The following is a 22,744-nucleotide window of genomic DNA, read 5'->3' on the forward strand; positions in this document are numbered from 1 at the left end:
TCATCGCTCCACCGTAATCTCATACCAGGTTGTGGTGATAGTACCTAACGGAACCTTCCATGTGCCCTGCTCTTTGCGTACTTCCACCGGAGCGCCCAGCGACTGGCCAGCCCCATCGATCGCTTGAATCTTCACGCTCCGGGCGCCTTCAAGTCCTTTCAGGGTGAGCAAGCCCGTCACTGGCTCAACCAGTGTTGGCGACTCTCCCAGAGAGATCACACCCGTTCTAGCGGTATTCCATCGCTGCCCTGTATTTTCCGCACGCCCGCCCGCAACCAGCAGCAGCCTTGCACTCTTCGCAATTGGCAATGCATCCATCGAACTCAACCATATCGTGCAAAAATGATTGTTCGTCTCCGCACTCATATTCTGCAACGAGATGGCTCCATGCTCTTTCACAAAACCGATCAAAGCCTGGTTGTTCGGAGTGTTTACTGTCACCAAACCGTTCGTGTGCCCCTCGTCCAGTGACCACTTGAGCTCATGGGTGTCTGAGACGATCGTGTTGCTCGCGATAGATTTTACGAACGTACCTGTCGGCGGCCCACTGAGCGAAGAGATCCGCACCTCATGCTCCAGCGGAAGAGTCAACGGAAATCCATCGGTGTAATACGGCCTCTCCGTGGTCGGAATCAACATACTGTCAAAGACCTCCTGCTCCGAATACGACCGCTCACTGGTCGTACGAGCCTTTGCCACATCGCCCCGTAGGAACTCAAGTGCTCCCGCAGCCAGCTCCGGCATCTTCAGTGGGTCAAGAGAGATATCAAACGCATCCCCGACATAAGGCTTCCATACCGGATCGCTCTTCGGCTCAAACGTATACCAGTAGATTGCATCCCAATCCTGCAAACCCGCATACGCCGCAAGAATTGGAATCCCCTCCCCCGCATAATCATTCGGAAAAGGATTGTTGACCTCACTTACCGTGTAAGGCTTGCCGGCAAGCGCCGACCGGGAAAGCTCAACCACAGTGGAGTTCTCAGGATCGTTTACCATCGGTAGCTTCCTGACGTAAGACTCAGGATGTTGCCAGTAAGTATGACCGTCGATAATATCCATGCCGGTTGTCGCCCGCAGAATCGGGTAACCGCTGTTTGCGTGACTATGATCTGCAGTCGCAATAATCAACGATCGCGACTTCAGCCTCTCTCGAAGATACTTTTTCATCTCGAGAAAATAATCCCGCTGTAGATCGTTGTAGAACTCGGCCTCCGCATAAAACCTCTCAGTCGGCGCCTGCGCGACCTGTGTCTTGCGCTCCATCAAGGGCACAGCTGCCTCTCCTGCGACCTCGCACACCTGGCGCAACCGCTCTCGTTCCGCTACGCTGCGATGCTTAGCAAGCCACTCGTTGTACAGCCCCCTCAACTCATCACGGTAAAACTCCGATGGCGCGCGAAACCCGGTACTAATCGCATTCTCATTATTGATCTCAACAATCGCCACCGCCGGGTCTTCAACGTAAGTGAGTTTTGTGTAAGGGTTTCGATGTGTCAAAAGCTGCTTCGCATACTCCTTCTGTAGCTCGATCATCTTCGTATCGTAGAGCGAAGTTCCCTTCGATCCCTGATGCAGGAGATCAACATCCTTGACGCCTTCCTCGGCAAGGAACCGTCTGCCCACTAGGAGGTTGAAGTCGATATAGATCCCTCGCCTCTCCAGCTCCGCAATAAAATAGTCCTCGCGGTCCAGCGCATCCGCATCGAAGATCTCCACGTCGGTTCGTTGTTTCTTAAGCAATCCACGTGGAACGTCGAGATCGAGAAACTGGAACCGAACACTGTTCACTCCAAACCGAGCGAGCGTTGAAGCCAGAAAGACCGAGTCCTCTTTCGAAGGAATCTGCTGCGATCCTTTGCTCCAGTCGGTGATGTTCACTCCCCAGAATCTGATCCGTCTGCCATCACCCGTCGCCAGGTGACCATCCTTCATCTGAATGAAGCCATGCTTACCGGCTGGCGCATCGAGCAGGAACGAGACATCCACCGGCGACCGCGCCAACGCACCTCGTCTATGATCCATGCTGAACGGCTTCATCAATGACTCGCTTTGCGCACTCACGAGCTGCCCTATAATCAGACTGCCACCTGCCAATGCAATAGCAGCCGCGGCGGTTATCAAAAATCGCCGGCTCTTCATCCACGATCACCTCTGCCTCTCTAAGTGCGCGACAAGCCTACGCTCAGCATCACATCGCGCGAATCCGACTTTCGTCGGATTCGCATCCGGTAGCCACACGCTACGCTTTACCTCCATGGTCAAAAGACCCGAAAGGCTGCCCTACTATGTCTTCCCGCCTCACACGCAGAGATTTTCTGAGCGATACAGCCTTGGTTGCAGCAGCCTCCGCCCTAGGAGTCGCCACACCCGTCACTGCAGCCACCACCTCATCTCCCCGGAAAACTCAGTCCATCGCCACCAGAAGATCGAACTTCGATCAACAATGGCGCTTCTTCCAGGGCGATGCTCCGGATGCAGACAAAGTTACATTCGCCGACGCCACATGGCGCACGCTAGATCTGCCTCATGACTGGAGCATTGAAGGCTCCTTCGATGAACACGCTCCTGCAAAAGGAAACGGCGCCTATCTACCCACTGGAATCGGATGGTATCGCAAGAGTTTCGTTTTGCCTCCGTCTGCCAGGCAAAAGCGAATCGTGCTTGAGTTCGATGGTGTCTATCAGCGCAGCGAGGTCTGGATCAACGGAACCTTCCTGGGGATGCGGCCTTACGGCTTCATCGGCTTCTCCTATGACCTAACGCCGCATCTGGCTCCCTTGGGCCGCCTCAACCACATTGCTCTTCGCGTCGATAACTCGCTTCAGCCTAACTGTCGCTGGTACTCGGGCTCCGGAATCTATCGCCACACGTGGCTCCGTATCACGGATCCAGTTCACATCGCTCAGTGGGGCATTTGGGTGCGCACGCCTTCTGTCAATGCGCAGACTGCCACGATCATGGTTTCGGCGCATCTCTCCAACCTCGGTACGCAAGACACAGATCTCAGCCTGACCACCGAGATCCTCGACCCATCTGGCAACGTCATCCAGCACGCGACAACGTCACATTCGCTTTCGAAGGGAGCCGATGCGCTAGTGGACCAGCAGCTCACCATTGCTGCTCCCTCGCTTTGGTCGCCAGCAACGCCGCATCTCTACCAGGCTCGCTGCACCATCCGCACTGGCGACACGCAAATCGATCAGCAGACAACTACCTTCGGCATACGCTCTGTCCAATTCGACGTCGACCGCGGCTTTCTCCTCAACGGCGAACACATTAAGATGAAAGGCGTCTGCATCCACGGCGACGGAGGCTCAGTTGGCACTGCGGTTCCCGAACGCATCTGGGAACGCCGCCTGCAGTTACTTCAGGAGATGGGCTGCAACGCGATCCGGCTAAGCCACAATCCCCCTGCGCCGGAGCTGTTAGATATGCTCGACCGCAAGGGCTTCCTAGTCATGGCCGAAGCCTTCGATGAGTGGAGACAACCAAAACTGCAGACTCCCGAATTTGGTTATCACAAATACTTCGATGAATGGTCCGAGCGCGATATGACAGCAATGATCGAACGCGACAGAAACCATCCTTCCATCGTCATTTGGAGCGCAGGCAACGAAGTGCCGGATCAGAGCGACCCACAGGGACCCGCGACTTTGCAGACTCTTATGGACATCATTCGCAAAAACGATCCGACGCGACTTATCACCGTCGCGTGCGATCAGATTGCCGCAGAGCCTAAAGCTGCGCTCCCGGCATTCCTCGACAAGCTCGACGTAGTCGGTTACAACTACGTGGATAGATGGCGTGACCGCCGCGAAAAGGCCTATAGTATCGATCGTCACGACTACCCGCAACGCCGATTTGTTGGCACCGAAACGACCGCTCCCTACGGTGCGCGCGGAGTCTACGCAGTCGATCAGTCGGACGATCTCTTCTTCGAGCGAACCTCCAACAACGCCATCGAGGTAGAGCAACTGCAGAAATTCATTCAGACCTATGATTACGTATCCGGAGACTTCATATGGGTGGGCATCGACTATCTCGGAGAAGCACGTTGGCCAAATAAACTCGCGGCAACGGGCCCGCTAGATACCTGCGGTTTTAAAAAAGACATCTTTTACTTCTATCAAAGTCTCTGGACGAGAGAACCAGTTCTTCACCTCTCGCCGCACTGGAACTGGGCAGGTCAGGAAGGCAGGACAATTCCCGTCACCTGCTACACCAACTGTGACACCGTGGAGCTCTTCCTCAATGGAAAAAGTCTTGGCGTTAAAGGCTATGCCTTCCCACGGCCAGGAATGGTGGGGACCTATGGTAACTACCCACCTCGCGCAAAAGCCCTTCAAACAACTGCAGATCTCCATATCACCTGGGACGTCCCCTACGCCGCGGGAGTGCTCTCTGCCAGGGGCGTCAAGGATGGCAAAGTCATCCTTACCTTTGAAAGAAAGACTACAGGTGTTCCGGCTAAAATTTTGCTTACAGCCGACCACAATCGCATTCGCACCTCGCCCGAGGATCTCTCTCACATCACGGTTTCGATCGTCGACGAACAGGGACAGGTCGTACCTACAGCCAACGACGAGATCACCTTCTCCGTAAAGGGAGCGGGTCGAATTCTCGGTGTTGACAACGGTCAACCGGACAGCCACGAACCATATAAGGCCACGAGTCGGCGCGCCTTCAGCGGTCTCGCGCTCGTTCTCCTTCAGTCCAGTGGTACTGCCGGCGCGATAACCCTCTTCGCCTCTAGCCCTTCGCTGACTTCTGCGGACATCACAATCAACGCGAGCTGAAAACTGCTGCGTCTCATCGCCATGCCTCGGCCTTCTTCAACACAAGCGCCGGTCGTGCGATAGACAGCTCTGCACGCGTTCCCTTTCCGGGCTCGCTCGTCAGCTCAAATTCTCCCGAGACGCGTTTCATGCGTTCATACATGCCGATGATCCCATAGTGTCCCTCGGCAGGCACAACTCCGGTCTGAAACCCGACACCGTCATCGACCACAAGGATGCTCAGACGTTTCGCATCATAGCAAGTCGTAATCGATATCTTGTTCGGTTGTCCATGCAGAGCCGCGTCATACACAGCCTCCCTTACAACCATCAAAAGTTCCCTCGAGATCGATCCCGGTACAGAGTAGACTTCGCCCTCTACCTTACAATCCACCTCAACTTCAAACTCTTTGGTAGTCTGCTTTGAGATTGCCTCGATCGAAGTCGGCAGATCAATCGCCTCGCCATCATCGTGCCTCAAATTCCACACCGCATAGCGGGCCTCATCGATAGTCGCGCGAACCTGTGTCCTTGCGTGGGACAGCAAGTCCTCGACTACCGGGTTCGGCTCTTGTCGTCGGCTCGCAACTGCCTCAAGCAACGCCGATACGCTGGTGCATCCCTGAATCACAGTGTCATGCATCTCCCGTGCCAGTCGCCCGCGCTCTTCCAGAACCGCTTTGAATCGTAGCCTTACCTGGTGCATCCGAAGCCGGTAGATGACCCACGTCAATAGCAGCAGGACTGCCACGCTCAGCACGAGGAACCACCAGGTCTGCCACAGAAATGGCTCGCGATGCACCTCCACGTGAGCCTCCATCACCCTTGCAGGATCGCCTACGTCAAACGCCTCCACCTCGAAGCGATAGTAGCCCGCAGGGAGGTTTGTATACGAGGCGGTCAGATTGGTACCCGCATACACCCAGCCTTTATCAAACCCCTTCAGTCTGTATTGGTAACGGATTCCGCCCTGCGGCTGTAACGAAAGAGGCGCATAACCGAACTCCAGGCGAGTCATTCTTGCGGGCAACTCAACCGTGCCCGCAAAAGGAAGGCTCCTCCCATCCAGCGTTACACTTTGCAGCGTGATGCGCGGCAGCGACGGAGCAGAAGGACTATCCAGCACGATATGCGTTGGCCCCTTACTGCTCGGAAACCAGACGCTCCCATCCGGAGCCAGGTACCCTGAGGGCTGACGTCCGCCGTACATCTGTGCATCCTCCGCACCGTACGGCATCGTGTACAGCGACACGCTCAGATGATCCGCAGATATCGGAACCTTGTGCAGCTGCCGTTCATCCATTGATGAGATCGTGTTCGGGCCACTTAGCCAGAATCTCCGGTGAGGATCTTCCAGTATTTGATAGATGCTGTTGCTCACCAGGCCCTGCGCAGTGCTGAAGTGCGCAATCTGTCCATCCTGGTACCGAAAGAGCCCATGGTCTCGCGTCCCATACCAGATCGTATGAGTCAGATCCTCGTAGATCGACCACACCTTCTCCTGCCGCAACGTCTCCGTCGCCACATCCTTGACGAACCGGCCCTCATGCCAGTGACTGAGCCCCTGCTCCGTGCCGATCCAGACATCCCCCGTATGGTCTTCGAACAGGCTGCGAATACTGAAGTGAACCAGACCATCCTTCATCGTCAGCTTGCGCATTCCCTGCGGTGTCACATGACTTAGACCCTCGTCGGTACCGATCCACACCTCTCCCCGGCGAGTCTCGAGAAACCCCCTCACAAAATTGTTTGTAAGCTCGCGCGGCGCCGAGTAGTGCACGGTCCCATGCTTCGTGATGTGAAAAGCGCCGCTACCATCGGTGCCGACCCACAGATCTCCTTCATGGTCGCGAAACACATTCCGCACCATCACCCCCGGCAGCTCCTTGAACTGATAAGGCCGGGCCACGCCGTCACTGATCTTATAAACTCCAGAGCTCACTGCCCAAAGACTTCCGTCACCGTTCCCCGAGATCGTCGCAAAATCCGCATCCGCGCCGCCCGGCAACGGTACGACATGTACGGACGTCTGGTTGAGCCGAACCAGTCCTGCCTGCAGGCCCAGCCATATCTGGTGATCGGCATCCTCAAAGATCTTTAGGACTGTATTGCTCGGCAACAGTCCCGTAAGGTGCGAAAACACCCCCTGTTTATAAGTCCACAGACCATTTCCGATCGTGCCGATCCACAACGTCCCATCGGCTGCCTGCTTCAGGGTACGCACAGTGCCTTCAACCTCCGGCACGCGTTTGAACTTTTCACCCTCCAGCCGTTCCAGGCCATTGACCGTCCCCACCCACAGCGCTCCATCCGTCGTCTGCAGAACCGTCTTGACCCGGTTGCTGCTATAACTTCCCGGCAAATCATAAAAATGAAGCTTCCCGTCTTCGATAGTGAGAAGCCGCGAGCCTCCCACCCAGATCCTGCCCTCTCTGTCTTCAGAGATCGCGTGAACCGCCAGCGGTCCCATTCCCGCCGCCATCTCCACGCGCTCCACCCTGTTCCCCTTAACCTTGAAGAGCCCGTTATCCGTGCCTACCCACACTGTCCCTTGCCGATCCTCAAGCACAGCCCTCACAAAGCCGTCCGTCAGACCGCTCGCCACCCCATAGCTCCTCACCTGCCCGTTCAGCAGATGCAGCAGCCCTCCGCCCTCGGCCCCGATCCACAAACCGCCGTCGCCCGAGGGCTCCAGGCAGAAGATGCTATTCACCCCTAACGCTGGCATGGACGACGACGCTTCGTACATCGAAGACCTAGTCCCGTCGAAGCGCGTCAGGCCACCCGTCGTTCCCACCCACAAATACCCATCTTTCGTCTCAGCAAGTGCCTGAACGGTGTCCTCGGGCAGACCATCCTGCACCCTCCACACGGTCCGCGTGTACTGCGGCTGCGCGGGACTCACGCCAAACATCCCATGAGTCATCATCAGCAGGAGCAACAGCCCTAACATGGAAGCCCGCACTCCCGCGATCCTGTCTCTCTGAACTGGCAAGCGATTCGTTTCGGCCGTCGTAGACGACGCTCGATTCTATAACGCCTTACCGGCCAACAGGAACAAACGCCCCTAAACCGTCCCAAGCGCCCTCTGCGCCTCCGCCTTCGTCTTCTTCAGCGAAGCCACCGGATCTTCCGTAGGGTAGTACTCCATCGCGATCCAGCGGTTGTACTTCAGCTCCGCCAGCTTACGATAGATCGTCGTATAGTCGATCTCTCCGGTCCCCGCCTCATGTCTTCCCGGAACGTCCGCTATATGAACCAGCCCCACCATGTCCACATTTTTCTCGAGCTTCTCGATCAGGTTTCCGAAGCTCCTCTGCTCATGGTAGAAGTCATAAAGCACCTTCACCTGTGGCATATTCACCGCGCGCGCAATCTCGAACCCATCGCGCACGCTCGCCAGGTAGATCGGTGGATTCTCAATCAAGTCGATCGGCTCGATCACGATCTCAACGCCTTCTTTCGCCGCAATCTCCGCCGCACGCTTCAGATTCTCAACCGCTGTCTCACGCTGCCCCGCTGCTCCCGCAACACGTTTGCCGGACAGCAGAATCACCTGGGGGCACTCCAGCTCCTTCGCATAACGCAGATGTTCGACGAACTGCTCGCGAAAAGCCCCCGTCTCCTCCGCCACCGCGAACCCGGCTCGAACCCCACTCATCGAATCCACCACCAGCCCCAGCGAACGCAGTCTCGCCATCACCCGCCGCCGCTCCTCCGGCGACCACTTTTGAAACTCTCCCGTCAGCTCAATCCCCTGGTAACCCGCCTCAGCAACAATCTCCACGCAGCGGTCGAAAGGGGCCTGAATCTCCAGCGCCCACAGCATAAAGGAAAACCGCACACCCTTCGCCGTAGTCCCTCTGGCGTGAAGCCACCCAGGTTTCGCCAACGCAGCGGTCATCATTTGAGCAAACGCTCGACGGTTCATCTCTCTCCCAAACGGCAGCGCGATCTAGATCGCACGCAGATAACGATAATCCACTCCAACTGCTTCCATCGCCGTCATCGAAATAAACGGCGGCTCCTGCTCAATGTAGTAGTCCTTGATTCCCGCCTTCGCCGCTGCCGCAAGAATCGGCTTGTAATCGATATGTCCTCGGCCCAGCTCCGTACCCTGCGGTCTCTGATCCTTGGCGAGCGAATAAATCGGCGCAGGCGTCGCCACAAAATCCTTCACATGCAGCATCCGAAAGCGTCCAGGATTTCGCACAAAATAATCAGCCGGATTTACGCCTGCCGACACCGCCCACCCGCAGTCCAGCTCGAAGGCAACCGCCTCCGGATCAGTCTTCGTCAGCAAAATGTCATAACCGGATTGACCGCCTTGCAGCTTCTTAAACTCGAAGTTGTGATTGTGATACGCATATTGCAATCCCGCCTTTTTCGCCTGTCTCCCAATCTCGTTCAGTCGCTCCGCCAGCATCGCGTAGTCCTCAACCGTCGCCTCCTGCCCCTCCTGTCTCTTCGGTAGTTGCGCAGAACTCACCACATAATGCGCGCCAACCGCGTGGGCATCGTCGAACAAGTGCCCCAAGTCGCCGTCGCCCAAAGGCATATGTGCGCTCAGACAGGTCAGTCCAACCTGGTCCAGACGAACCCGAAACTCCCTGGCTCCCAATCCCGCAAATCCCGACGACTCCACCCTCGCATATCCAATCGCGCGTAGTTTCTTCAGCGTTCCCGTTACATCCTTTTGTAACTCATCGCCCACAGTGTAGAGCTGCAGACCAATCGGCACACTCGCCGACAACGACAGCATCGGCCGCGCTGCCATCGCCGCCGCTCCTCCGCACGCAACAAACCACCGCCTCGTATACAAACTCATAACCCTCGCATCCCCTCAGTCTTAGCGACGATCACCTTATGCCCTCCGCCCCGCGTCGCGAATCCGACGAAAGTCGGAGCGCACCTCTTTCGCAAACTCTCTCCTCTTCAATTTCGAGCCCGTCACAGAAAAGACACCGTTCGACTTTAGGAGGATGACACCTGAACCCATCGAATCCTACCATTCGCTTGCAGTTTTCTAAGCTTGGAAAATCTTCACAACAATGTGTCGGTCTCATTTGCAACCCCTCTTCCACAAACCAGAACCTTCACGAGAAAACACAATGCGTCGCTTCCTTTCCGCTGCCCGTAACTGGAATCTGCCGTCTAAGCCTCTCCTCCTCCTTGCTCTTGCCGCAACTTCAGGGATCTGCCTCGCACAGGCAGACCACATACGGTCCGTGCGGCTCGACGATCAGGGTGTCGTCCGCTGGACTGACGACAACTCCGAAGTCAGGCTGCTTGGCACCAACTACTCCCCCATGTCCGCCCACGACTACATGACCGTCGGCTTCTACGCCAAAGACACCGAAGACCGCCACAAAGCCATCGACCAGGATCTTGCCCACTTCGCTCGCATGGGCTGGCACATCATCCGGCTCGCCACCTGGGGAGACTGGGAGAGCAGTGACGAACAAGGCAATCTCATCCAGAACGATCACGTCGATCTCATGGACTACCTCATCGCAAAAGGACGAGAGAGAGGAATCTACTTCCTCCTCACTCCCATGCACACCTACAGGCCGTCCATTCCGAAAGAACAGACAGACAAGCTTCGCGGCTTCGAGCACTTCTACAAAAAAGATGAGCTGGGAACCAATCCCAAAGCCATCGCCGCGCAAGTCAACTTCCTCCAGCAGACGATGAACCACATCAATCCCTACACCCACGTCGCGCTCAAGGACGAGCCTTCTATCCTCTTCGTCGAACTCATCAACGAGCCCATCGATCATGCCGAAGACTTCAAGGGCTCAGTCGCCTACATCAACGCCCTCGCGGATGCCGTTCTTTCCACTGGCTGCAAAAAACTTCTTTTCTTCAACCTCATGCAGGACGAGGCCATCGCGCCTGCCATCGCTGCGTCGCACGTTCAGGGTGTAACCGCAGCCTGGTATCCAACCAGCCTCCTCTACGGCGTCAACATGCCGGGCAACTATCTCAGGACCGTCGATCACTACAACCCGCTAAAAAATCCCATCATCAGCAAAATGCCCCGTATTGTCTACGAGTTCGACACCGCCAGCCTCGTAGAGCCATACATGTACCCCGCGATGGCCCGTGCTTACCGCGAGGTTGGCGTCCAGTCCATGACCATGTTTACCTACGACGCCGTCATCGCAGGAGCCACAAACGTAGGTTGGGCAACTCACAACCTCAACATGATCTACACCCCCGGCAAAGCCGTCAGCGCCATCATCGCGGCACAGGTTCTTGAGCGCACGCCGCGAGGCACCAGCTACGGTAATTACCCGGCAAATAAAAACTTCGGCCCATTCCGCGTCAGCTATGAGGAAGACCTAAGTGAGATGAACGCTGACGACAAGTTCATGTACTCGAACACGACTCGCAGCACACCAGTCAAACCAGCCGCGCTCAAGCAAATCGTCGGCCATGGCTCCTCCTCCACCGTCACCTATCCCGGCCAGGGCATCTACTTTCTCGACAAAATCTCCGCAGACGAGTGGCGGCTCGAGATCTATCCCGACTCGGTAATGGTCAGCGATCCCTTCGTCCATCCAGCCATCGACCAGATCAAATGGCGCCTCGTCAATCGCCCTTGGCCCATAGCAGTCTCTCTTCCCGGTCTCGGAAAGAGCTTCACCATACAAGCCCTCAACGAAGGAAACACCTACAAGACCGAGGCGCACGACAAGAGCTTCACCATCCGTCCCGGCGTCTACCTCCTCAGCCGATCGAAGAACGTAAATCTCGCCGCACTCCCCGAAAAGCTCGGAGACATAGGCTTCCGAGAGTATGTCTGCCCCGAAGCCCCTTCTCTGCCCCCGCAGATCCTGCTCAAAACGCAGAGCCAGTATCTAAGCGGTCAAGACACTCGCATCACCGCCCAGTTCGTCGCACCATCCTCCGCATCGAACATCACCCTAAAGATCCGCCAATCAGGCACGCAACAAATCTCTTCATATCCCATGAGTTCTTCAGGAGGATATGACTACTCTGCGACCGTACCTGCATCAACTCTCACTCCCGGCTCTATCGAGTTTGCAGTCGAAGCCTCATTAGACGGCGCAACCACCCGCTTCCCCGCTGACGGCGGCTTCGTCAAGGATGAAGTCGTTCAATCTCATGACGCGCTGACCCTCTTCGATCCCGCAACCGATCGCCAGCGAATGTCCTTCACGCGAGTCAGCGACTCTGTCCGCGAGCCGCAGATGACGATCGCTTCCTCCAATGGAGACGACAGCCTCAAGCTGCGTCTCCCGCTCAAGTCGGATCCTGCCTTCGAGGACTACAGCCTCTCGGCGATCATCAACGACCGCATCGTCGATCGCCATTACTCCGACTCCGCCGGCAAGGTCCTCTCCTTCCGCGCTCGCGCCAGCGCCAACCACAAGCAGGCGTGGCTCACCCTTGTAGAGATCGATGGAACCGGATGGACTACCAATCTCGACCTGACAACAGAGTGGCAGCAGTTCAACATTCCATTGGATCAGTTGACTGTCAGCCGTAGCGTCAAGCTTCCCCATGGTTACCCGGGCATGTGGTGGCTCTACTGGTGCGATCCCGCCGAAGGACGCGGCACCCCGGAAGACAAGGTTCGACTAGCCAACGTAGAGCGTCTCCAGCTATCGCACCGTCAAAAAGTAGACCCCGCCAACCATACAGAAACCCAGGACGATCCCTGGATCGAAATCAGCCCCATAAAACTAGTCGCACAATAAATAAGCTTGCCATCAGGTAGCTCGCAGAGGAGCTACCTCGATGGCAGGCAACTAACTGTCAACCCGCATCATGCTTTCTACGGCTCACGAGCATCCCTTCTAGCGAACAAACAAGCAAAGCGAGGCTCCTACATCTCGAGCCTCAAGCAGCATCATGTCGTTTACGCCACTCGTACATACTGGCTCACACGTCGAAGCTGGCGTGCCCACGATGCTCTGCAAACACCAGAACAATCAACCGTGAAATCGTCGTCTCATGAAACAAGGCGTCCCCAACCACGAGCGGCAAAGAGATTAGAAGATGAGTGGAGGGTAAATCGGAGAAGGGGTAGAGCAAGAAGTGACCGAAGGCCTGAGCAGCCTACACTCAGGAAACACCTGCAGCTCATACTCACACCCATCCAAAAATAAACCTTCCAGCCGTGTCACTATTTTCGAAACCAAAAAGAGTGATGCTAAAGCACCACGATTACCATGCAAAACACCACGATCCCACCACAAAAAAACCACGTTGTAACACCCAATTCTCTCAAATATCCCCGCAAAATACCAACTTCTACACCAGTAGAACCACCTCAAAAAAAATGCCCACAATACGAAAATCTAAACCCGAAACAAAACAAAAAAAAGGCGAGACCCGCAAGCCTCGCCCCTCTTCTTCAGATCTAGAACACAAACCGCCCGCTGAACTGCAGTTGACGCATATTGCTACCCGGCAGAATATCGAAAATCTGCCCCGCCCCTGACGCAACCGTACAATCCACGCAAGGAGTGCTTGGATTCGCCAGATTCACATGGTTGAATACGTTCTGCGCCTGCGCCTCCATCTGCAATGTCAAACCCTCATGAATATTAAAACTCTTGATCACAGCGAGGTCAGAGTTGAAGAAGTGTGGCCCAAAGAGCGAGTTGAAACCCAGGTTTCCGAACTGCGCCACCAAGGGTCTCTGATAAGGACCCGCCACCTGTCCATTCTGAGTAAGCGGCGCAACTACCGGCAAAAACGTTCGCGAGTGAGTGATAATGCTCAACGGACCAACCGCACTATTCGGTCCGCCGCCTGATTTCGAAGGAAAACATACGCCTACGTCTTCATCCGATCCACACTCGTTATAAGAGGGCGTAAACGGCAAACCACTTGCCCAGTTAAGGGTCCCATTCACCGATATCCCACCAATAATCCCATTCACCCAGCCGGGAACATCGTTGCCAAACGTTCTTCCATGACCGAAAGGTAGATCGTAGTTGCTGTAAGCAATGAAGTTATGTTTCCGGTTATAGTCGAACGCACCGTAACTCACCCGTGGATTGTAGAGAAGATAGGCGCCATAGTCTCCATTCGCCATCGCCCTTGACCAGACATAGCTCGCCTGAAACTGCAGTCCCTTCCTGAATCGCTTGTCGAGTACTGTCTGCAGCGAGTTATAGTGAGAGGTGCCCGCATTTCCGAAATAGCCTATGTATTGACAGTCGCCAAACCTCGCAAAATAAGGCGTCCGGTTACAGAATGGAACATTCGGAAAGCCTTCGATCGTAGCCTGATTGGCGTTATAACCGCCATACGTAGAATCGCCAATCTGGTGGGTTCCCTTGTTTCCTACGTAGCCAATTTGAAAGCTCAAAGTAGGTGCAAGTTGCTGCTGGACTGTCAGGTTCCACGCATCCACTGTTGGAACTTTCATCTGTAGAGGACGAGTCGCAGGGCTGATGTCCGTCGGAAGAGCAATCAATCCATTCGAAGGAATCGGCGCGAACACGTACGGTGCCGGACCCTGCGCCAGCGTAAAGCCTGTGTAGTTATATTGATCAGGAGCAAAGATATTCTGGTTGGCCAGTACCGGAAGGGTCTGGGTAACGACAGCCGAGAAGATATCTCCGAAGAATCCTGGGTCGTACGTCCTGCCATAACCGGCACGTACTACTGTCTTCTCAGTAGCCTGGTAGGCCAGACCAAGACGCGGCGCAATATAACTGAAGGTGTTCTTCACATTGAAGTTCGTTCCGAACCCTCCGTAACCGGCCACACGGATGTTCATTGTGTTCAGGTCGAGAAAACCTCCGTTTCCTTTGGCATTAACCGTTTCAGGAAAGTAGATCTCCCAACGGGCGCCATAGTTAACTGTCAGCTTTGTCGTAACTCGCCAGCTATCCTCTCCGTAAAAGAAGGTTCTTTTCTGGCGTTCTGCGGCGTTATTGCTGGAGCTGACAAACCGCTCAAAGTTGGTCGGATCTCCAATGAGCAACGTAGCCAATCCAAGGCCACCAGGGACCGCAGAACTGCCAGAAGCTGTACGCGTCGAAGCGAACGTGAAGCTTCCGGCGCGATTCTGATCGCTGGGTATACGTAAATTCATTACATATCGGAGATCTGCACCAAACTTGACGGAGTGGTTTCCAATGATCTTCGTCCAGTTATTGACAACCTCAAACTGTTGTTCCTGTTCATTGAGCGGGCAGTTGCACGCATTAAGAGTCGAGCCAGAGCCGAAATTTGACAGGCCGGTAACAAAAAATGCCGAAACGCCTCCAGTTCCAAACCCACCACTATTCAGCCCGGGAATCCCCAGATTCGACTCGAAATTATCGGAACTACCGTTGAATTTATCCTGGAAAATTCGGTAACGAAGAAAAGCGAACCGCAGATCTGCCAGAAGATTGGGACGAACAGCATAGTCAGCGCCTGCCGAGAGGCTCTGGTTGCGTCCATTCGACTGACCCGCAAAGCCTCGATTTCCAAACCCTTCCCCTTCCAACACGCCAAAACTTCCCGGTGACGAAACGACCGATCCGAAATAACTATAGTGACCGAAGATATGAAGCTTTTCCGAAGCTTGGTAGTCACCACGCGTGTCGTACTGATTAGTGTTGTAGACTCCAAAACCGCTGGCGACAAAATTATTTGCAATACCTCCGGTCGTAGGTAGAGGCAATAGAGAAAGAATCTTCAGCCCTTGTGGTGAAAGAGAAGGATTCGGAATGAGATTGCCTGCAAAGGGCGTACGGCCTGTTCCGGTCCCACCTGTCTGATCTCCCGTGCGCGGATTATAGATCTGTCCCTGTCCGCCCTGAAGATATTCACTTAGGTCGCACCCATTCCCAGATGCGCAAGAGGTGTGAACGAGATTCGTCGGCACTGTTTCGATCAGTGCAGCACCTGTCTTTTGCCGGATTCCCTGGTAGTCGCCAAAGAAGAAGATTTTGTCTTTTTTGATCGGGCCGCTCACTGAACCGCCAAAGAGGTTGAAAAGACTATGCGGAACATCGGGCTGTCCTGCGGAGGCACCCACCCCTGGATACTCGGTGAACGGATCCCTCGCCTGCTGAGCGTCACTATGCCGATACTCGAATGCGTCGCCATGGAAGTGATTGCCTCCTGACTTCGACTGAGCAACCACGATACCCGCGACGGCGGCTCCAAACTCGGCGTCATAGTTCTGGGTCGTGAACTTCAATTCGGAAATGGAGTCCAATGGAGGATTAATCACAACGACCCCTAAGAAGGAGTCTTTATTGTCTGCTCCATCAAGAATAAAACCGGCAGAAAAAGGTGATTGTCCGTTCGCGGCCACAGGAGTAGAAGCTTGCGGATTCTCGCTGTTGGAGTTTGAGAAGGTGGACGCTGTCGTACCCGGAGCCAGCAAAACAAACGAGGTTGTATTGCGCGTGATATTTGGAAGATCCTGCAGCGACTGCTCATTGAGCGTATTGGATACATCCGCACGGTCGGTCTTAAGTTGGGCAGCTTGCGTATCGACATCGACCGTCTGGGATGCGGTCCCGAGAGTGAGGGTGGCATCGACTTTTTGCGTTGAATCTGCCGATACCTGAAGCGTTTTGATCTCAAAGGTAGAAAAACCTTGAGCCTGAATGCGAACGCTGTAAGTATCGGGGATCAGATGTTCGACAAGAAAGTTTCCAGACTCGTTGCTATGGACGACCTGTCTTGTTCCTTTTTCCGCATCCGTCAAAGTGATCGATGCATTGGGAATGACAGCGCCGCTGGAGTCAACGATTGTTCCGTTGACAGACCCGTAAATAGCTTGCGCATGTGCAGTGGCAGAAACAACCATTGCCAGGGAGGCGCAGAGATAAAACCAAACAAGTTCTCTTCCCAAGCTTGTAAATCTACTTAGAATTGTTGATTGCTCATTCTTATAAAATTGAATCATCTGGCTCTCCTGTTGTAACCAACTCCACGGTCAGATCTCGATCTGACCGTTGTCTATCGGAACTGGCCTCGGCACTCGCCGTCTTTGAGCGAGATTTTCAAGGGGTATCGGTAGCGGGTGCAACTCTACAGGGACAGGTCAATATTTCGAATCAGCCTAAAGTCGGAGTGAAATGCTTTCTCTTTTTTTTCCTGCCAAGCACTCTCTCTTGTGTCCCTATCGGTATAAATTGAGGAAAACGCGGAGTTTGTCTCCTCTTGTCATGTCACGCGGTCGACGGTGGCAAAAGATATGGCTTCCATCCCGCCAAAGTAATTTACAGTTCTTGGCAGAACCATGACTTGCCGCCCGACAGTTCGGCCAACAAAACAACTTCGACTTCAATCTTTAGTTTTAGCCGCTAAGATCGTCCCTTCGCCGAAGCTGCTCCACATTGGGTTAAGCACTACATGAAATTGACTGTCGCTGTCCTGCTGCTTATGCTTGGCGCGAACGGATGCCACAAACTTCACGCCAATAGAGGCTCCTTAATCGATTCAGCTACGCCGAAGGCAACCGACGGCCTATTTTCAAAACAGGAGCTTGCGGCGTTCACGGCGCTTGGACCGATAGATGCCCACGCGCATGCCTATCAGAACGCTCCTGAGTTCTTCGCTCTTTTCAACAGACTCAATCTGCACATTCTTGACATCATGGTTACAGTAACGCCGAACGATACAGACTTGATGAGTGAAAGAAACAAAGCTTGGAACTTTGTCGACGCAACCGACCACTATGTCTCTTTCTGCACAACTTTCAATCCGTTCCAATACAACAAACCCAGATTTTCTTCTAACACCATTAGCGAGATCAATCGTGACTTCGATCGCGGGGCAATCGCGGTAAAGATCTGGAAAAATATCAGGAAGGAAGTAAGAACGCCTAATGGCACCTATATTCTTTCGGACAACCCAGCGTTCTCAAAGATATACAGAGACATCGCCGCGCGCGGTACAAGACTCTGATTGCTCATATCGCCGATCCCGATGAAATGTGGGAGGTGCCTGACCCTTCGTCCCCCAACTATGCCCACTATCTAAAAAATCCGCACTGGTACATGTTCAACAAGCCAAATGCCCCTTCGAAGGCAGCCATCCTGCTTGTCCGCGGTCACGTGTTAGAACAAAATCCGGACCTTCTTGTTGTAGGAGCGCACCTTGGAAGCATGGACTTCGCAGTCAATCTCGCTGACCGTATCTCTTACTTCGTCAAAGCGCCACGAGCAGATGCCATAGCATTCGTCACGAAATATCAGGATCGCTTGCTCTACGGCACCGACAATGAGTTCCCGGAGTTTCCTTCCGCTGCACATGCGGCACTCTCGGCGAATCACTGGGAAAATGGCTATGCCTCTGATTGGCGTTTTTTGCCACCAACAACGTACTCGAATTCCAGGGGAAAACGTATCGAGGTCTGGCGTTGCCGAAATCAATCCTCCAAAAGATCTACCACGACAACGCAGAGAGGTGGCTCCCGGGATTGATGATCCAGTCAACTGAAGGAGTCGTCTCAGAGATGCATCGACTGAAACATCCTTGAAAACAACGAGAAACCTACTTTGGTCTGATGCACGACGCCAATTCATTCTGCTAATCTCCCGGGCACCACCTATGTTGACCATCTCTGGTACCCAAAAAAACGCTCACTCCATATTTCTGGCCTTATGCTCGCTATGTCCGTTCTCGCAACCATTGCGCAGCAGCCAGGACGTAAAGAGAACGCGGCGCCGGAGGTAAACAGCTTTTCTGTCGACCAACAGGGAACAGTTCGCATCACTCGCGTAGTTCCGGTTCCCGAAACGATAAGCCCAGAGGCTCAGAAAAGGCTGCGTCTACCTGAGAAAGACCTCTCCACCGACTTCGCCGAGCGAAGGGCAGCCACCGATTCTTGGCAGACTCGTGCAGGCAAAGAGTCCTTGACCGCGTACCCTGCGAAGGTCGGATCCATGACAATCGCTGGTGTTCCCGTTCGCAACGTAACCCCGCTCGACCATTCTCCTATCCACCCCGACTGGGTACTCCTAAACGTGCATGGCGGCGGCTTCACCTCTGACTCTGGTTCGTTGACAAAAAGTGTGCCCATAGCAAATATCATGCATGTCAGGGTCGTCTCTGTTCTTTACCGTCTTGCCCCTGAACATCCGTTTCCCGCGGCAGTCGACGATACGGTAGCCGTCTATAGAGAACATCTCAAATCCTACAAGCCCACACACATTGCTCTCTACGGCACCTCTGCCGGAGCAATCCTGACTGCAGAAACAGCCGTGCATCTAAAACAACTCAACGTTCCGCTGCCTGCAGCACTCGGCATATTCTCTGGCATGGGAGACTTCAGTCAGCCCGGCGACTCCCAGGCGATGTACGGTCTCCGCGACCTCGCAAGTGATGTACCACTGCCGGGACCGGGACAGAAAAACTCAGACTACGTAAGCTCAATCAACCCACGAGATCCCGTTCTGTCGCCTCTGTATGCTGACCTTCACGGCATGCCGCCCACTCTCTTCATTACAAGCGGTCGCGACATGCTCTTGAGTGGCACAACTATCCTCCACCGTGCCTTCCTGCGAAACGGTGTGGATGCCCGGTTAGTCGTCTTCGAAGCCCTCGACCATACATTCTGGAACGATATTAGTTTGCCGGAGACCAAAGAGACTTACGCACTCATCTGCGACTTCTTCAGCGGACAACTGACGCGATGATCCATTTGACGTCAACTAACCGTGGACACACGCTCCATAAAACCCGTTCAACGCTAAAGATGGGTTGTCCGAATCTGTCGCTCTTATTCAATCTACCGTCCGCTCCAAGTCGGAGGAGGAGTCACAAGCCCAGAAATACAGATCGAATGTGTCGTGCAAATAAGTTGGTGGTCACATTCCGTGAGATGACGGTGTGGTGGCTGTCCAACTCCTTCAGATATCGGTCTCCCATCTTGGCTGCCACTTTGAATCCCACATGAAGCAGTTGACGAAAGCCGGTGTTGTATTCCCTGTTGCCCTGATCGTGTCGGAGGTCGAGGTGAATCGCTGACTGCTCCAGTCATTGACAGAATCCGGCCTTGGCAGCACAGCGACATCAATATCGATCACCGTCGCGTATGGCGCGCAAAGCTCAGCGCTCTGACTGTAAGCCTCTGCATAGATCTCCCTCGCAGCAGCAAGACCTGAGCCGCCCGACTCTGCTAATCCAGTCAGCTCTTCGAGCCAAGTGGTTCCGGCTGTCTTCAGATGCAAGCCCGCGCCGGACTTCTTCACTGCTTCATGAATCGCCTGGTAGATCGAAAACTTATCCGAACCCGAGTGCACGCTCAATTTCAGATTTTGTGGCAGGCCATAGGTCTTCACCGCAAAGGCAATCGCAGCAATGTCCTCGTTGAACTCCTTGGCAAACTGAGCCACATTCTCTGCATAGTCCACACCTTTATTAAACCGACCCGTAAACTTCGGAGCTATCGTCTGAATCGGGACATCTTCATCCGCAATTGTTGCAAATATGATTAGCTGCTCTACCGGGTCTGCGGCGCATCAGTCTCGTCCATCGAGATCTCGGTCACGAACTGGCCCTCGCCTTTTTCTCCCGATAGAAAGCGGTATATCTCTCCTGCATGCTTTACTGCCGCGAGAAACTTGTTCGCCACGTCTTCAACAAAGTGTCGATCCGTTTTAAAAGCAAGTCAATGTTTGAAATAGACACCGCGCCGACCCGCGCCGGATGACTCTGTATGAACCTCGCCAAATCTTGCGGATCGGCTGGGCTTTCCGATTCGATTTGCCACATCCAACGTGAAAAAATTGCAGGGAACGATATATCGTCCGACTGTATTCAGGTTTGTATGATCAGCGTCGACAAGTACGGTGCATCCCAGCCGAGTTCTCTGACGGCTACGTATGCAGCTTTACGAGTTTCGTCTAGCTCCGATCCGATGATGAGGTGCTCACGGTTGGACTTATTCCATACCGCACGACCTCGACACCTTCCAGAGCCGCAAGCAGGCAGGCTGAAAGCTGAGCCTTTGCCTGATGTTCGAACCGATCTCCGACACCTACCGAAAATTGTGGAAGTATCACCCTCTCCCATTTTTTCAGACAATTTGAACTCCCTTTTTTAGCTATCGCAGAGGAATATCGATCACTTCAATCGTATTCCCCACCAAATTGTGGCGCCAGTTTTTGGAAGCGATGGTCACTTTCGAAGGAATCGGTTTGATGGCATCCGGCTTGTTGATCGTGTTTGTATCCCACCATGTTGCAGCATGCAGCGAGTTCATTGCTGCTGGGCCCTCCCTCGCCCCTGTCACATCCATCACTAACTCCTGGTCCTCGTCGGAGGCATTCACCAACTTCAGATGCAACATCTTATCTTTTGTGGATACGGTTGCCGACCAGAAGAACCTCGCATTCACTAAGTCCGCTGTCGACTTCACCGTATGATCGCCAAGATGCTGCGCAAACAAAACCTGAGCCCAGTAGCTCGGTGATCCGTACGAGCAAAGTGCATCGTACCCGATCAAATCCGTCGACCATTGCATCCCGCCAGGTTTCACATTCGTCAGCAGCGGAGCGTAGCTGGCCATGACGATAAGATCGCTATTGCGCTCCATACTCGTCATCCACGCCGCATCTCCCAGCGCCGCACCAAAGTTCGGCGTCGGAGAACCCATTCGTGTCGCCCACTCTCCCACAAAGATCTTCGGTCCGTTTCGGTCCATCGTGTCGTACTTATGAACCAGATCAAAGAATCCCTGCGGAGTTAGGTAGTAGTGATCGTCAATGACGTCCGGTATCACGCTCTTTACCGGAGTGGTCGCAATCAGCTTGTACTGTGGATACTTTGACCGGATCGCCTTTGCAAACCGCGCAAACCGATCTTCATAGCTACCCGACTTATCGAACTCATCTTCGTTGCCAATCTCAACATAGTGCAAAGAGAACGGCTCTGGATGTCCATCCTTCACCCGCTCCGAACCCCACTTCGTGCTCGCATCCCCCGTGACATATTCGATCTCATCCAGCGCATCTTGAATAAATGGCTCAAGCTCCTTACCACCCACATGTTGTCCTTTCAGGGAGTATCCGGCGTAGACCGCAAGAACAGGATCCATTTTCAGGTCTTCGCACCATTCCAGAAACTCAAGCAAACCCATACCGTCGGTTGATTGATAGTTCCAGGGACTCCGGTGTGTCGGACGGTCGACCAGCGGCCCCACAGTCTCTTTCCAGTTAAACCGCTCTTCAACCGTGTCCCCCTCCAGATAATTGCCGCCCGGCAGTCGCAGAAAGGCCGGCCGCATGGACGCGAGCATCTCCATCAGGTCGGGCCTATTGCCATTTGGACGATTGTGAAATGTCGGAGGAAATAGAGATATCAGTTGCAAACTGACACTGCCCGGATGTGCGAAGGTTATCTCAAGATGGTTCTTCAAACTCGGTTTCACATTCGCTGCCGTCTTCAGGTTGTAGCTGTACCGCTGCCAATCGCCATCCTTCACATCGACAGCAATCTCGGCCAGTGTCGCCCCCGTCTCATCCGATACCAACCTCGCATGGGCGGCGCCAACCCTCTCCGCCTTGGCATAAAAGGAACCCCGGTAGAGAGTCGAAGGCCGCACTGCCATCCCCCAATATCCGGCGTTAGCTAAACCCGCCTCGTTCCCAGGAGAGCTCTGTGCGATGTTCAACTTCAGGCTCTTATGCAGAGCCTCACTCGGCCCGGTATCATCCGCGTCGATTTTTTCTTCTGCGTTCCCATGTGTGACAGTAACCCAATGCTCAAACCGCGGCCATTGAGCATCGAAGGTCCGGTTCCGCACCATCTCGCCGTAGAGCCCACCGTCGTAAGAGAAGTTGATCTCCTCCGTCATCAACCCATACAGCGTAGGGCTAACCGGCGACGTGTTGACCGAAGTATCGATCACAAGTCGGGCGGTCTGCGCCATCACACAAATCGAACCAGTCAGAAGACCGTATGCAAAAAATCCAAAGACGCATCTCATGAATCAAATCCTTTATCTGGAGTTTTTTGATGAGTTGGGA

General features: G+C 54.2%; 12 protein-coding genes. 5 read left to right on the forward strand and 7 right to left on the reverse strand.

Going from position 1 to position 22,744, the window contains the following annotated elements:
• Positions 1 to 2,025 carry a hypothetical protein gene (locus HDF14_RS14060; protein ID WP_183977747.1) on the reverse strand — a complete coding sequence of 675 codons (2,025 nt, stop codon included), beginning with the start codon at positions 2,023 to 2,025 and terminating at the stop codon, positions 1 to 3.
• Positions 2,026 to 2,288: 263 nt separating this feature from the next.
• Between HDF14_RS14060 and HDF14_RS14065 the strand changes: the two genes are divergently transcribed.
• Positions 2,289 to 4,799, forward strand: coding sequence for a glycoside hydrolase family 2 TIM barrel-domain containing protein (locus HDF14_RS14065; protein ID WP_183977749.1), 2,511 nt, complete (start codon positions 2,289 to 2,291; stop codon positions 4,797 to 4,799).
• Positions 4,800 to 4,812: 13 nt separating this feature from the next.
• On the opposite strand, the gene HDF14_RS14070 is transcribed toward HDF14_RS14065, so the two are convergent.
• The 3 genes from HDF14_RS14070 to HDF14_RS14080 all read right to left on the reverse strand — a co-directional run bounded on the left by HDF14_RS14070 (position 4,813) and on the right by HDF14_RS14080 (position 9,606).
• A complete protein-coding gene (locus HDF14_RS14070; protein ID WP_313899580.1) occupies positions 4,813 to 7,743 on the reverse strand; it encodes a sensor histidine kinase in 2,931 nt (976 codons plus the stop codon).
• A gap of 102 nt (positions 7,744 to 7,845) precedes the next feature.
• The gene (locus tag HDF14_RS14075) at positions 7,846 to 8,709 is read right to left on the reverse strand and encodes a TIM barrel protein (protein ID WP_183977751.1); all 864 of its coding nucleotides are present in this window, start codon (positions 8,707 to 8,709) and stop codon (positions 7,846 to 7,848) included.
• Positions 8,710 to 8,733: 24 nt separating this feature from the next.
• Positions 8,734 to 9,606: a sugar phosphate isomerase/epimerase family protein gene (locus tag HDF14_RS14080; RefSeq protein ID WP_221304693.1), complete on the reverse strand. Its 873-nt coding sequence runs from the start codon at positions 9,604 to 9,606 to the stop codon at positions 8,734 to 8,736.
• A 283-nt stretch (positions 9,607 to 9,889) separates the two neighbouring features.
• On the opposite strand from HDF14_RS14080, the gene HDF14_RS14085 reads away from it, so the two are divergent.
• Positions 9,890 to 12,505: a hypothetical protein gene (locus tag HDF14_RS14085; protein ID WP_183977753.1), complete on the forward strand. Its 2,616-nt coding sequence runs from the start codon at positions 9,890 to 9,892 to the stop codon at positions 12,503 to 12,505.
• Between the two features lie 665 nt (positions 12,506 to 13,170).
• On the opposite strand, the gene HDF14_RS14090 is transcribed toward HDF14_RS14085, so the two are convergent.
• Entirely contained in the window at positions 13,171 to 16,620 is a 3,450-nt protein-coding gene (locus HDF14_RS14090) for a TonB-dependent receptor domain-containing protein (RefSeq protein WP_183977755.1), read from the reverse strand.
• A gap of 503 nt (positions 16,621 to 17,123) precedes the next feature.
• Here HDF14_RS14090 and HDF14_RS14095 point away from each other — a divergent pair.
• The 3 genes from HDF14_RS14095 to HDF14_RS14105 all read left to right on the forward strand — a co-directional run bounded on the left by HDF14_RS14095 (position 17,124) and on the right by HDF14_RS14105 (position 19,411).
• Positions 17,124 to 17,678, forward strand: a complete 555-nt coding sequence (locus tag HDF14_RS14095) for a hypothetical protein (RefSeq protein WP_183977757.1) — start codon at positions 17,124 to 17,126, stop codon at positions 17,676 to 17,678.
• 200 nt (positions 17,679 to 17,878) lie between these two features.
• A complete protein-coding gene (locus HDF14_RS14100; protein ID WP_183977759.1) occupies positions 17,879 to 18,196 on the forward strand; it encodes a hypothetical protein in 318 nt (105 codons plus the stop codon).
• Between the two features lie 189 nt (positions 18,197 to 18,385).
• On the forward strand, positions 18,386 to 19,411 hold the full coding sequence (locus HDF14_RS14105) for an alpha/beta hydrolase (RefSeq protein ID WP_260698278.1): 1,026 nt from the start codon (positions 18,386 to 18,388) through the stop codon (positions 19,409 to 19,411).
• A gap of 213 nt (positions 19,412 to 19,624) precedes the next feature.
• Here the strand turns inward: HDF14_RS14105 and HDF14_RS26645 are convergent, their stop codons facing one another.
• Positions 19,625 to 20,209, reverse strand: coding sequence for a tagaturonate epimerase family protein (locus HDF14_RS26645; RefSeq protein ID WP_313899590.1), 585 nt, complete (start codon positions 20,207 to 20,209; stop codon positions 19,625 to 19,627).
• A 611-nt stretch (positions 20,210 to 20,820) separates the two neighbouring features.
• Positions 20,821 to 22,704, reverse strand: a complete 1,884-nt coding sequence (locus HDF14_RS14115; protein ID WP_183977763.1) for an alpha-L-arabinofuranosidase C-terminal domain-containing protein — start codon at positions 22,702 to 22,704, stop codon at positions 20,821 to 20,823.
• Between the last annotated feature and the right edge of the window lie 40 nt (positions 22,705 to 22,744).

Source organism: Tunturiibacter gelidiferens, from assembly GCF_014201335.1.
GTDB lineage: Bacteria > Acidobacteriota > Terriglobia > Terriglobales > Acidobacteriaceae > Edaphobacter > Edaphobacter lichenicola_E.